Source organism: Paenibacillus sp. 01L418 (assembly GCF_056400045.1).
Window position 1 is genome coordinate 36058 of sequence record NZ_JBFTSN010000006.1, and the last position, 13016, is coordinate 49073.

9 protein-coding genes are annotated in these 13016 nt (G+C 42.6%); 7 read left to right on the forward strand and 2 right to left on the reverse strand.

Going from position 1 to position 13016, the window contains the following annotated elements; genetic code table 11:
- Window positions 1-67 precede the first annotated feature (67 nt).
- From AC1DSE_RS01750 to AC1DSE_RS01765, 4 genes are all read left to right on the forward strand, one after another.
- Window positions 68-931 carry an ABC transporter permease gene (locus AC1DSE_RS01750; protein ID WP_083681842.1) on the forward strand — a complete coding sequence of 288 codons (864 nt, stop codon included), beginning with the start codon at window positions 68-70 and terminating at the stop codon, window positions 929-931.
- 43 nt (window positions 932-974) lie between these two features.
- On the forward strand, window positions 975-1877 hold the full coding sequence (locus tag AC1DSE_RS01755; RefSeq protein ID WP_076267345.1) for a carbohydrate ABC transporter permease: 903 nt from the start codon (window positions 975-977) through the stop codon (window positions 1875-1877).
- A 69-nt stretch (window positions 1878-1946) separates the two neighbouring features.
- Window positions 1947-3599, forward strand: a complete 1653-nt coding sequence (locus tag AC1DSE_RS01760) for an extracellular solute-binding protein (protein ID WP_475444365.1) — start codon at window positions 1947-1949, stop codon at window positions 3597-3599.
- Between the two features lie 1378 nt (window positions 3600-4977).
- Window positions 4978-5430, forward strand: coding sequence for a disulfide oxidoreductase (locus AC1DSE_RS01765; RefSeq protein WP_339205055.1), 453 nt, complete (start codon window positions 4978-4980; stop codon window positions 5428-5430).
- A gap of 405 nt (window positions 5431-5835) precedes the next feature.
- On the opposite strand, the gene AC1DSE_RS01770 is transcribed toward AC1DSE_RS01765, so the two are convergent.
- Both AC1DSE_RS01770 and AC1DSE_RS01775 read right to left on the reverse strand, forming a co-directional pair.
- Complete coding sequence (locus AC1DSE_RS01770) at window positions 5836-7191, reverse strand: dipeptidase (protein WP_477509916.1); 1356 nt, start codon at window positions 7189-7191, stop codon at window positions 5836-5838.
- Window positions 7192-7327: 136 nt separating this feature from the next.
- On the reverse strand, window positions 7328-8218 hold the full coding sequence (locus tag AC1DSE_RS01775; protein ID WP_475444362.1) for a LysR substrate-binding domain-containing protein: 891 nt from the start codon (window positions 8216-8218) through the stop codon (window positions 7328-7330).
- Between the two features lie 141 nt (window positions 8219-8359).
- Between AC1DSE_RS01775 and AC1DSE_RS01780 the strand changes: the two genes are divergently transcribed.
- From AC1DSE_RS01780 to AC1DSE_RS01790, 3 genes are all read left to right on the forward strand, one after another.
- Window positions 8360-9847, forward strand: coding sequence for an SLC13 family permease (locus AC1DSE_RS01780; protein ID WP_477509915.1), 1488 nt, complete (start codon window positions 8360-8362; stop codon window positions 9845-9847).
- Between the two features lie 21 nt (window positions 9848-9868).
- Window positions 9869-11104: a 2,3-bisphosphoglycerate-independent phosphoglycerate mutase gene (apgM, locus tag AC1DSE_RS01785; RefSeq protein WP_477509914.1), complete on the forward strand. Its 1236-nt coding sequence runs from the start codon at window positions 9869-9871 to the stop codon at window positions 11102-11104.
- 254 nt (window positions 11105-11358) lie between these two features.
- On the forward strand, window positions 11359-12972 hold the full coding sequence (locus AC1DSE_RS01790; protein ID WP_477509913.1) for a sensor domain-containing diguanylate cyclase: 1614 nt from the start codon (window positions 11359-11361) through the stop codon (window positions 12970-12972).
- Window positions 12973-13016 lie beyond the last annotated feature (44 nt).

Here is a 13016-nt window from a genome sequence, read left to right on the forward strand (position 1 = left end):
AGTAAAGAGCTCGCGAAGAGAGAAACCGCTGTGGCGGCGGTTTCTTGCGCAATGGCAAGTACAGCTCATGATATTTCCAGCACTGATCTTTATACTCGTTTTTAATTATTTTCCGATGTACGGTGTCTTGATGGCATTTCAGGACTACAGCTTATTTAAAGGTTTTTTTGGCAGCACATGGGCGGGTTTTAAACATTTCGAAATGTTTTTTAACTCGCCGGATTTTTATAGAGTCATTCGGAATACGATTGTGATCAGCTTGCTTAAGCTGGTCATTAACTTTCCGGCTCCGATTCTGCTTGCCCTGATGCTAAACGAAGTAAGAAACATGGCTTTCAAAAGAATCATTCAAACGATTAGTTATTTGCCTCACTTCTTGTCATGGGTTATCGTGTCTGGCTTTACGATCTCCATATTGTCCGTGGATAACGGCAGCTTAAATATTTCACTGCAAGCGCTTGGTCTTATTGATAAGCCGATTAATTTCTTGTCGTTGCCCGAATATTTCTGGGGAATTATCGTGACGACGAATTTGTGGAAGGAAATCGGATTTGCAACGATTGTTTATCTAGCAGCTATCGCTGGCGTGAATCCCAGCTTGTATGAAGCGGCTTCTATTGATGGTGCCAGCAAATTTAAACAAATATTTTTAATAACGCTTCCATCGATTACTCCTGTTATTATTATTTTTCTAATTCTGAACATCGGAAGTTTATTGAATGCAGGGTTTGATGATTTGCTCTTGCTCGGCAGGAGTGCAATGCTTCGAGACGTGGCGGACGTCATCGATACGTATGCTTACCGGGTAGGCATTATTAATAATCGCTTCTCGTATGCGGCGGCAGTTGGTCTGTTTAAAGCGATTATAAGTGTAGGCTTGCTGACGATGGCAAACTACATGGCTAGGAGAGCAGGTTCAAGCCTATGGTAATTCAGCGAACTTCTATTAATATTCAGAAAAGTGGTGAAGCCTAGTGAAGCTGAGCAGCAGCGATAAAGTATTGCAGGTTTGGATTTATATTTTACTAGTGCTACTTGGACTCGCTACGCTGTACCCGTTCTGGAACTCCGCGGTGATCTCCTTTAACGAAGGGCTCGACACGGCAAAAGGCGGAATAACGTTATGGCCAAGGGTGTTCACGATTGATAATTATAGAATCGTATTTCAAAATAACCGGATTATTGATGCGTTCCTAATCTCGGTGTCCCGTACCGTTGTCGGCACGTTGATCTCTATTTTCTTAACGGCCATCTTCGCTTATGGCTTGTCCGTTAAAGGCGTTATCGGCAAAAAGTATTATATGATCTTTGCGATTATTACGATGTATTTCAGCGGGGGGCTTATTCCCTTTTACCTGCTGAACCGCGAGCTTGGCTTAATGGATACGTTCTGGGTTATGGTCATTCCGACAGCGGTAAGCGTGTGGAATATGATTATATTCCGTACCTTCTTTATGGGGCTGCCTGATGGACTAGAGGAATCTGCGAAGATCGATGGAGCCAGTACGTTTGGGATCTTTTTCAAAATCGTATTGCCTTTATCTGGACCTGTATTGGCAACGCTTTCACTATTTACGGCTGTCTATCACTGGAATGACTGGTTTACAGCTACGATTTTTATTAATGACGCTAAGCTATATCCGATTCAAACTTTACTGCAGCAAATTATGAACTCCAACACGATGAGCGAGCAGCTCTCGATCGCTTCACAAGGAAGCGGCGCTGCCTCAGATGCGTTAAGCAGAATGCAGAGTGTGACGAGCAAATCCTTAACGATGGCTACGATGATGGTAGCGACGATCCCTATCGTTTTGGTGTATCCGTTCGTACAGCGTTTTTTCGTAAAAGGCGTAATGATCGGCTCCTTAAAGGAGTAATGCGGGTATTCGACCTTAGCGCTTTGGTGTTGGGTATGAGTATGTATAAAAATTGGGAGGTTTACGAACATGAAAGGAAAAAAGCTGTTAACTGTGCTTATGACCGCTGGTCTTGCCGGTACTGTGCTTCTAGCTGGCTGCTCCAGCAACGACGGCGGAAAATCAAGCAATTCGGGCAATACAGGTAAGGAAGGGACGAATAAAACAGAGACTAGCAATGGATTTGTTTTGGGAGAAACACCGGTAAACTTTTCTTATTATGTTCATTATGATTGGTGGACTACGGAGCCGTGGGGTGCTAATCCGAATAGTAAATGGGTACAAGATAATCTAAAAGTAACCGTAGAGCCTATTCAATCCGGCGGCGCTGCAGCGCAAAAGCTGAGCACGATGATTGCGTCGAAGGAGCTTCCAGGTGCAATTATGATGGATCGGGGACCTGAAGTAGAACGATTGAGAGCTGCGGGAGCACTTGTTCCGCTGGATGATTATATCGACAAATATCCGAACCTGAAGAAATGGGCAGGCGAAGAGACGCTAAACATGCTCCGCTCGAGCGACGGCAAAATCTATCAATTCCCGAACTGGTATACAGCAGCGCCTACGGGCAACGGCGGCTGGTTTGTGAACAAGAAAATTTATGCAGACCTTGGCTCACCGAAGCTTGAAACAATCGATGATTTGTATGCTTACTTAAAGCAGGTCAAAGATAAATATCCGGACGTGATTCCATTAGAGGTAGGCGGCAACGGCTCGGGCGTTGAGGTCATGTTCCCTAGCTTCCAGGAGGGTGCAAACGGTGCGTTCCATTCCATGAAAGCATATCCTAACGGAGATAAGTTTGATACGATTTACAACAACGAAGCTTGGAAAGAAACGATGCTGTTCGCAAGCAAACTATTTAGAGAAGGACTTATGACACAGGATGCGATGACTCAAAAGGATGATCAGGTAAAAGAGAAGCTTGCAACGGGCAGAGTAGCTGTATTTGTTGGCGGTAATGCGACTAATGTGGGACGCGAAGGCCATAACGCATTAAAAGCAAAAGATCCAAATGCAGGTTATGAATTTATTTGGCCAATTGCTAAATCAGGATTGGATAAAAACAAAATTTATCCAAACGGTTATAACGCACTAGGCTGGAACGTTAACGTCATTACAACAAGCGCTAAAAATCCAGAAGGTATTTTTGCGTATTTGGATTGGATGACGGGCGAGGAAGGCACTCGTATCATGTTCTTCGGGCCAAAAGGCTTGTATTGGGATGAATTTGATGCGGATGGCGCACCGATCCCGAACGACAAATGGTTCAGCACGTCGCAAGAAGAGAAGGACAAAGATAAGCTGGAAGCCTATGTATGGGCAGGAAACGCAACCTTTGTAGATACGAGCAAGCAAAAGATCGAGCAAACGCTGCCGGAAGAACAACGCAACTGGGGTTCATTGGCACAGCTTAACATTGCATGGAAAACATCGATGAATATGACGCAATTCAATAACATTGATCCGGCTCCAGAAACGGATGAAGGAATCATTAATCAGCAAGTGACGGAAACAGCTAACGAGTATTTCGGAAAAATTCTGTTCGCGAAAAGCGATGCAGAGGTGCTTAGCTTGATCGAGGAAGCGAAAAAGACTACAACCTCGCTTGGCTTCGATAAAGTTAACGAATACCGTACAGCAAGATGGCAAGAAAACCTTGCTTTGATTAACGGCAAGTAATTGTTGTAAATGAGCGTGCTCCGGTGGGCTGCTCCTAGGTAGGATTCTACCTAGGAGCGGCCTTCTTTTTGTTGTTGTAAGAACGAATGGGTTTCTACAACAGTATTTCACACGTTCGCCTCCACCGAAATGAAGCTGTAAGCACGTATACGTTCTTACACCGGACAAACTGAGGTTACTTTGTGACTGTAAGCACACATAGGTTCCTATAGCAGTGTTTCGCACGTTCGCCAACGCCGAAAAGAAGCTGTAAGCACGTATACGGTCTTACACCGGACAAACTGAGGTTACTTTGCAGCTGTAAGCGCAAATAGGTTCTTACAGCAGTGTTTCGCACGTTCGCCGACGCCGAAAAGAAGCTGTAAGCACGTATATGTTCTTACAGCGGACAAACTGAGGTTACTTTGTGACTGTAAGCGCAAATAGGTTCTTACAGCAGTGGTTTGCACGTTCGCCGACGCCGGAATGAAGCTGTAAGCACGCATACGTTCTTACACCGGACAAACTAAGGTTACTTTGCAGCTGTATGCGCAAATAGGTTCCTATAGCAGTGTTTCGCACGTTCGCCTACGCCGGAATGAAGCTGTAAGCACGCATACGTTCTTAAACTAGACAAACTAAGGTTACTTTGTGACTGTAAGCACAAATAGGTTCTTACAGCAGTGTTTCGCACGTTCGCTAACGCCGAAAAGAAGCTGAAAGCACGCATACGTTCTTACAGCGGACAAACTGAGGTTACTTTGTGGCTGTAAGCACAAATAGGTTCTTACAGCAGTGGCTCGCACGTTCGCCTACGCCGAAAAGAAGCAGTAAGCACGTATACGTTCTTACACCGGACAAACTGAGGTTACTTTGCAGCTGTAAGCGCAAATAGGTTTTTACAGCAATGGTTCGCACGTTCGCCTACGCCGAAATGAAGCTGTAAGCACGTATACGTTCTTACACCGGGCAAACTGAGGTTACTTTGCAGCTGTAAGCGCAAATAGGTTCTTACAGCAGTGGTTTGCATGTTCGCCAACGCCGAAAAGAAGCTGTAAGCACGTATACGTTCTTACAGCGGACAAACTGAGGTTACTTTGTGACTGTAAGCACACATAGGTTCTTACAGCAGTGGTTCGCACGTTCGCCGACGCCGAAAAGAAGCTGTAAGCACGTATACGTTCTTACACCGGACAAACTGAGGTTACTTTGCAGCTGTAAGCACACATAGGTTCTTACAGCAATGGTTCGCACGTTCGCCGACGCCGAAAAGAAGCTGTAAGCACGCATTGATGCTTACAATTCACAAATATAATTCACATGCAATAGCCCTTTCGAGTCATGTTTTTACCCTCCCTATCGAGGGAGAATAGGAGATAGAAAAAAAGTAATATAACCTATGGAAGCCGAGGCGAATGATGTGGAAGAGGATTTGGCTAAGAAAAAATCATTTTGGTTGTTTGTGGCTTGGGCTACAGCAGTTTTGGCGACGGCGGGAAGCTTGTATTTGAGTGAGGTTATGCATTTTGCACCATGCAGCTTATGCTGGTTCCAGCGAATATTCATGTATCCATTGGCACTCATACTAGGCATAGCCTACTCTAAGGGAGATGAAGGCATCGTATCGTACGCACTGCCTTTAGTTGTAATTGGTGGGGGCTTCTCGCTTTATCATACGGTGCTGCAAAAGCTGCCGCATGATTCTCCGCTTGCTGCGTGCGGCCCCGTTTCTTGTCAGGGAGACTATTTGAACTGGTTTGGATTTATTACCATTCCAATGCTGGCTCTCGTGGCGTTTTTGATCATTTTGACGGCGCTGCTTCGCTTGAAGAAGCTTAATAAACAGTCATAATTTCATGGAAAAGGCAGCTGAGCAGCTCAAAAAAATTGAGTGCACAGCTGCCTTTATTGCCATTGTTTATAAAGCTAAGCGCATATCGTCGCAGGATCATTTCTCTAACGAACTGTATTATGCTTATTATGATGAAAACTACTTTTCTTTCATTTTAACGAACCGTATTAGCACTATAGGCTGATTTATAGGGTGTCATGAGTCAATTTTCTCAAAATAAAGATTCTGGTATTCGTTACAATTTTAATTCATAACAAATGGTTTAATTAAGACCTACTAGGTTCGTTAGCTATACGGATGATAAGGGGAGAACATCGTTCTGCCCAAGCTCCATCAGAAAAAAAGCAGGAGCTGTTCCAAGCGTAGATCAATCTACGCCTAGAACAGCTCCGTTTATGCCTCGGCTTAAAGTTGTTTCAAAAACTCAACAATCGTCAGAAGTCCCTTGTCAAAGTTCTCAAGGTTGAAATGCTCATTAGGAGCATGCAGATTTTCGTCTGGAAGTCCGAAGCCCATCATGACGACAGGAGCGCCTAATACACGGGAGAATGTCTCGACAATTGGAATCGAGCCGCCATCCTTCGTGAAGAGCGCGCGAGTGCCATATACTTTTTCGTAAGCATCGGCTGCCTTTTGGAGCATTGGATTTGATGGGTCCATGTCGAAGGCACGAGCTTTTTCGCCGCGTTTTATAATTAGCTTTGCACCGGACTGAACATGCGATTCCAGATGAGTTACAATACGCTCTAGTATTTGAGCCGGGTCCTGATCGCCAACTAGACGACAAGTGATTTTGGCGTGAGCTTCTTTTGGAATGACCGTTTTCGAACCTTCGCCTTGAAACCCGCCATAAACGCCATTTAGTTCAAGAGTTGGCCTTGCACCTGTTCGCTCAACAAAGGAATATCCTTCTTCCCCGTATAAGGCGTCAAGTTCGAGATTTTTTCTTAATTCTTCTTCATTATGATTTTGCTTTAGGAACTCTTCACGCATAGCAGCGGAAAGCTCTGGCACACCTTCATAGAAACCTTCGATTGAAACTCTGCCTTGATCATCATGCAATGAGCTCAGCAAGGAAATCATGGCGTGAAGGGCGTTCGGAACACCGCCGCCGAATGAACCCGAATGCAGATCGGTATTGGCAGTAAGTATCGTTACTTCAAGGGAGCACAGTCCGCGCAGCCCAGTAGAAATAGCAGGTTTTCCTTTTTCAAGAAGCGATGTATCTGAGATGACAATGACGTCAGCCTTCAGCTTATCTGCATTCGTCTCCATAAAGGTCGGCAGATTAGGGCTTGAAATTTCTTCCTCGCCTTCAATACAAAACTTAACGTTGACTGGAAGCGCATTTTCTTGGTTCAGAAGCGCCTCAACCGCCTTTACATGCAGGAAAAGCTGGCCTTTATCATCGGTTGCACCACGAGCATATAATTTGCCATCGCGGATGGTTGGCTCAAAAGGAGGAGTCTCCCAAAGGTTAAGAGGATCTACAGGCTGCACGTCATAATGGCCATAGATAAGTACTGTCGGTTTGCCTGGTGCATGGATATGCTCGGCGTACACGATGGGATGCCCAGCTGTAGGATGGATCTCCACATTCTCAAGACCAGCCTTCTCTAATTTGGCTGCAACCCATTTGGCTGCTTCGTTCATGTTGTTTTTATGAGTGGATAAAGCTGAAATACTCGGGATCGTCAAAAACTGCTTCAGCTCATCCAAATGTTGTTCTCTTAGGTTCTGAAAATAGGATTCATAGCTCATTGGATAGTTGCTCCTTACATTTGGTATAGACTAAGTATACGTCTACAAGTGAATAAGTAAAACAGCTGCAAAATTTAATTCGTGTATTGCGGGCAGCAATCTGCAGAAATAGTGGAAAGCAATCCGATATCTGCGTTTATAAATAATTAGTATCCAGCAAAGAAATAAATTGTTTGGCCGCAGGGGAAAGATGCTTATTCCTATGATAGACATAACTAATTCCTCTATTGAATTTTACTCCTTTAATGTTCACCTTCACCAATAAGCCGCTTTTGATCTCCTGTTGAATAGCAAAGCTAGAAACAATAGATACCCCAAGCTCATGAATAACCCCTTGTTTAATTCCTTCTAAATTGCTAATTTCCATTTGTGTAGGAAACTCAAGCCCGTACTCAGCAAATTTTTTCTCTAAGTAAATGCGTGTTGCTGATTTATCGGGTTTAATAATTAACGTTTCGTTGACCAAATCTTCGAGTGTGCACTCTTGTTTATGAGCAAGCGGGTGCAAGGGGTTCACAATTAAGACAAGCTCATCCTCGTAAAAGGTTTTACGCTGAAAACGGGATTCATCGATTTCAATACGATCAGAAATAATTAAAAACTCTACTTTATTGGATTCCAACATATGAACAAGGTGATTTGAAGCTGTAATGTTCATGTTTATTTTAATCTGCGGAAATTTTTTGGTATAACCTCTAAGGATCATAGGAAGCAAATAAACGCCTACAAAATTGCTCGCACCAAACGATAAAGTTCCGTATGACAAGTCTTCCAGCTGCTTAATATGGTCTTTGGCTGTATGAAGCAGGTTAATAATTTGCTCTGCGTATGGCTTGAAATTTTCTCCCTGTTTCGTTAAATAAAGCTTCTTGCCAATTCGATCAAATAGAGGAACGCCAAGCTCTTCTTCTATACTTTGAATTTGCATGCTTACCGATGGTTGTGAGCAGTAGAGAAGTTCCGCTGCTTCTGTAAAGTTTAAGCATTCTGTTAGCGTAATAAAGGTCTGAAGTTTATTGATATTCATTTCCACGACACCTTTCGACTTATCATTTAAAAATAATCTATAACGAAACGTTATGGTTATTCAAAGTTAATCAAATTGTATTATATTTTCTGGTTTTATAAAATGAAAACGGTAACATTATTAGTTTGAGGAGGATGCAAGATGAGTGAAGTCTCGCGAGATGTAGAGAATGAGACTAAAAAGCCGCCTATGAAGAAAAAAGGGAAGCTTGAAGAAGGGATGCAAAGATTTGGTATTCCACTTGCACTTATTGTGGGGCTGCTTTTGTTCTTTATGCCTACACCGGAAGGCATGAGCTTAGAAGCCCAAAGAGCAATTGCAATATTTACAGGAGCATTGATTTTATGGATTACGACTCCGCTGCCTATTTACTTAACATCTATCATCGCTATTTTGCTTCTTCCATTAGTAGGAGCAGTTGAAGATCAAGAAGTGGCATTCGGTACGTTAGGATTTGATGTGATCTGGCTGATGGTTTCCGCATTCATCCTCACTTCCGCCATGATAAAATCAAATTTGGGTAGACGCTTATCCTTATGGATGGTCACGCAGTTTGGTAAAACGCCAAAAAAGACATTGTTTTTATTAATCGTTATTAATTTTATTTTAGCTTTTTTTGTTCCTTCAACTACAGCAAGAGCTACGCTCATGGTGCCAATATGCTTGATTTTATTAGAGGTGTATAAAGTGCTGCCGGGTGAGAGCAATCTTGGAAAAGTAATGATGCTTCAAGGCGTGCAAGCAGATGCGCTTGCTACCTCAGGTGTTATGACAGCTACTTCTGGCAATATCATAGCTGTTGGTTTCATTAATGAACAAGCGGGCGGCGATATTGGTTATATGGATTGGCTTCTCGCCTCTATGCCAACTGCAATTATTACGATGATGATTACTTTCTTCATTGGTTTAAAGCTCTTCTCCATCAAAAGTGAATCCCACTTCGATCATGCGAGGGATACGTTAAAAAATGAGTTGTTAAAATTAGGTTCCTTCTCTTTAGATGAGAAAAAGGCAGTAACGATATTCCTCCTTACGGTGGCATTATGGGCTACAGGAGATTACCATAGCGCTTGGTTTGGCTTTGAACTCAGTACGGAACAGACAGCTGTACTCGCTGCACTTCTCTGTTTGCTTCCAAGGGTAGGTTTGTTGACCTGGAAAGAAACGAACATCAAATGGGAGCTCATGATTTTTGCAGCAGGCGCTTATGCAGTAGGGAATGCATTGGATAAATCCGGCGGCGCAGAATGGATTATTGGAAAAGTAGTCGCTGCGCTCGGATTGGAGAGCATGAATCATGTTTGGGTATATGTCGTTGTCGTATTCCTTAGCATGTACAGTCATCTTATATTTACGAGTAAAACAGTGAGGGTCACTATATTAATACCAGCATTCATCGCTTTAGCGAAAACGCTCGGCATGGACCCTGTGCCTCTTGCATTAGCAGCAGCTATGACCATGACCTATACCATTACACTTCCGCCGCATTCGAAGGTAAATACGATCTATTTTGGAACAGGGTACTTCTCCGTGTTGGATCAAGTGAAATATGCGGTAGTTACTTGTTTTGTCGGAGCATGCGTAATTAGCTTGGCGATCTTTACTTGGTTTAAAGTAATCGGAATATAGAGAGAGCAGGAGGGAGCCATATTGAACAGAAAAGTTATTTTAGCTATTGCAGATGGAATAGGGGATCTTCCACATCCTTTGCTTGAAAACAAAACGCCATTGGAATATGCAGATACACCTAATCTAGATAGATTAGCTTCTACGGGGGTTACAGGCATCATGGATTTGATTAGCCCTGGCATTCCAGTAGGCACCGATATGGGGCATCTAATTTTGTTTGGCTATCAGCCTCATCATTATCCGGGACGCGGGCCAATTGAGGCTTTAGGAATTAACATGAATGTTCTTCCGGGCGATATCGTGCTGAGGTGCAACTTTGCTGCAGTGGATGAGAATGGGATTGTCGTTGATCGCAGGGCAGGACGGATACGCAATGGAACAGAAGATCTTGCTGACGCGATTAACGGGTTAGAAATAATGGGAGTGAGCATATATTTCAAACCGGCTACAGAGCATCGTGCTGTACTTATATTAAGAGGAACTGGGCTCAGTGATCAAATCAGCGATTCAGATCCGAAAGCGCCAAACGATGGCTGCCCATATCATACTATAGTCTCTCTTGATTCCTCGGCGGAGTCCAAACGAACAGCTATGGTTCTAAATTTGTTTCTTCATAAAGCGCATGTCATCTTATCCAATCATTCTGTTAATGTAGAGCGTATGAAACAAGGGGAATTAGCAGCTAATTTTATTCTCACGCGTGGAGCTGGACAGATGATTCAGCTTGATCCCATAACCGATGCTCTTCATATGAAGGGAAGCTGTATTGCTGGAGAGAGTACCGTACTTGGCGTTGCCAAATTGGCTGGCTTTAAACCGGTAACAGATAGTAGAATGACAGGAAATATGGATACGGACGTTGTACTAAAAGCTAAGCTGGCACTTGAAGAAATTTCTGAAAATGATTTTGTATTAGTGCATCTAAAAGCACCCGACGTTAAGGGGCATGATAATAAACCGTTTGAAAAAGCAAAAGCGATTGAATTGTTTGATCAAATGGTAGGAATTATAGCGCAGGGAATATCTGAAGATGTATATTTGGCTGTGGCGGCTGATCATTCTACCCCTTGTGAAATCGGTGAGCATACCGGCGATCCCGTGCCTATTTTAATCAATGGCCCTAGTATTCGAATAGATCGAACCAAACAATATAATGAATTAGATTGTGCGTATGGAGGATTAGGGCGTCTAACTGGACATGGGTTTATTCAAACATTGCACGGATTAATTGGACGAGTGAAAAAGCAGGGTAATTAGGGTAGGAAGAGAAGATCAATCTTGTTCACAAAAGCAAGGCGAAGCGATAGTTATAATTTAATCATAAAGGTCAAGCCACGTTTCCGAAACGTGGCTTTCTTTTTCTTTTAATGGGTTGATGTCGATATTTGACAAATGAAAGACGATTTTGTCACTACATGGTAATATTAGGCTTAAGAACGATAAGGAGGTAACTATTCGTAATATAGCAACTTATTTTTTTGAGATTTCGGACTTGTTAAGGGGTGAGTGGTATGTATATACTGCGCAAAATTACAGAGAAAAAGAAAAATAAAATCAGTTTGGCTACGCTTTTAATCGGATTAGTATCGATTTCAGTTCTACTTACGTTATCGATATTGCTTTTTGTATCTTATGAATACAAGAAACAATCATTATATGAAACAACGCTAACTCTAAATCTTTCAACCGCTTCTAAGATGAGTCAAACGATGGATTCTCTCTTTATATCCATGCGCAGCAGCCTCAAAAATGCTGCTTCTTTTTATTCAGTGGTTAATGCGGCAGATGCGGACTATCTTGATCTCATCCGTAAAAGCAGCAACTATTTTAACTCGATTATGGTCGTAGATGAATCAGGCGTGATTAGGAATATTTCTCCTTCTTCTATTGGGGCTAAAGGGGAGAACATTGTTACGGATGCAGCGATTGAGGCATTTAAAGGTAAAAAACCATATATATCAAAACCATTCATGAGCCCATCTACGAAACAGCTTATCGTATTTATCAGTGAGCCTTTATATGACGAAAAAGGAATCTATCGCGGTTTTATTGGCGGGAGCATCTATTTGCAAAAAGATAATGTCCTAAACATGATTTTTGGAAATTACGGTCTTAATGAAAGCGGATCGAGCTTATATGTTGTAGGCTCTGATGGAAGTCTTCTTTACGATCCTAATATCATTCAAATTGGCAAAAATATTAGCTCCTATCCGATTGTTCAGCAGCTCAAGCAAGGAAAAAGCGGGTATACACTTACGAAAACAGATGGGATTTCTTTATTGGCTGGGTATTCCTATGTGCCGGAAAATGAATGGGGAATTGTAGTATATTCCGAAATGAGTACGATTAAAGCACAACTTAATATCCAAATCCGACAGATTTTGCTTTATTCGCTTTTACCATTTATTCTATTAATGCTCGCTACGATTTGGTTTGCTCACCGACTAGCAAGGCCATTTGTTATGCTTGCCAATATCGTGGGCAACATGGGGAACAAGGAACAAAAGCTCCTTACGATGGATCAGCACTGGAATCGCGAAGCGGATGTGCTAACCAAAACGGTAGTGCTTGCTTTGAATGGCATACAATTGAAAACAGATCAGCTAACCCAGGCGGCAATGACGGATGCATTAACGGGCTTAAGCAACCGAAGAAGCTTAGAAAAAACGATGAAGCAATGGATAGAGGAGCAAAAAAACTATTCCATCATCGTACTGGATATTGATCGATTCAAGCTGGTTAATGATACGTACGGACATCAAGAAGGGGACAGAGTACTTCAGCATTTGTCGAAAATCGTCATGGCTACGATAAGGCCAGGAGACTTATGCAGTCGCTATGGAGGCGAGGAGTTTGTTGTTCTGCTGCCCTATACTAATGTGCATGATGCTTATGAGGTTGCTGAACGCATTCGGGAATCGATGGAAAACAGTGAGAATCACTTAAAGCATAGGATTACCATTTCACTTGGCATTGCTCATTTTCCATCACAATCAAGAAACGCGGATGAGCTGTTTGTACTGGCAGATCAAGCCTTGTATAAGGCTAAGAATACGGGAAGAAACCGGACGATGATCGCGGAAGTGAAAAATGAGTATTTGTGTTCATTTAATAGAAATAATTAGATTAAGAGCACGCCATGAATGAATGTATTTAAGAGGGTGAAGAT

What these genes read in the sequence shown, in the direction of transcription:
- AC1DSE_RS01790 (WP_477509913.1), top strand. Translation starts at nt 11,359, where the DNA reads ATGTATATACTGCGCAAAATTACAGAGAAAAAGAAAAATAAAATCAGT.
- AC1DSE_RS01780 (WP_477509915.1), top strand. Translation starts at nt 8,360, where the DNA reads ATGAGTGAAGTCTCGCGAGATGTAGAGAATGAGACTAAAAAGCCGCCT.
- AC1DSE_RS01760 (WP_475444365.1), top strand. Translation starts at nt 1,947, where the DNA reads ATGAAAGGAAAAAAGCTGTTAACTGTGCTTATGACCGCTGGTCTTGCC.
- AC1DSE_RS01775 (WP_475444362.1), bottom strand. Translation starts at nt 8,218, where the DNA reads ATGAATATCAATAAACTTCAGACCTTTATTACGCTAACAGAATGCTTA.
- AC1DSE_RS01750 (WP_083681842.1), top strand. Translation starts at nt 68, where the DNA reads ATGATATTTCCAGCACTGATCTTTATACTCGTTTTTAATTATTTTCCG.
- AC1DSE_RS01765 (WP_339205055.1), top strand. Translation starts at nt 4,978, where the DNA reads ATGGAAGCCGAGGCGAATGATGTGGAAGAGGATTTGGCTAAGAAAAAA.
- AC1DSE_RS01770 (WP_477509916.1), bottom strand. Translation starts at nt 7,191, where the DNA reads ATGAGCTATGAATCCTATTTTCAGAACCTAAGAGAACAACATTTGGAT.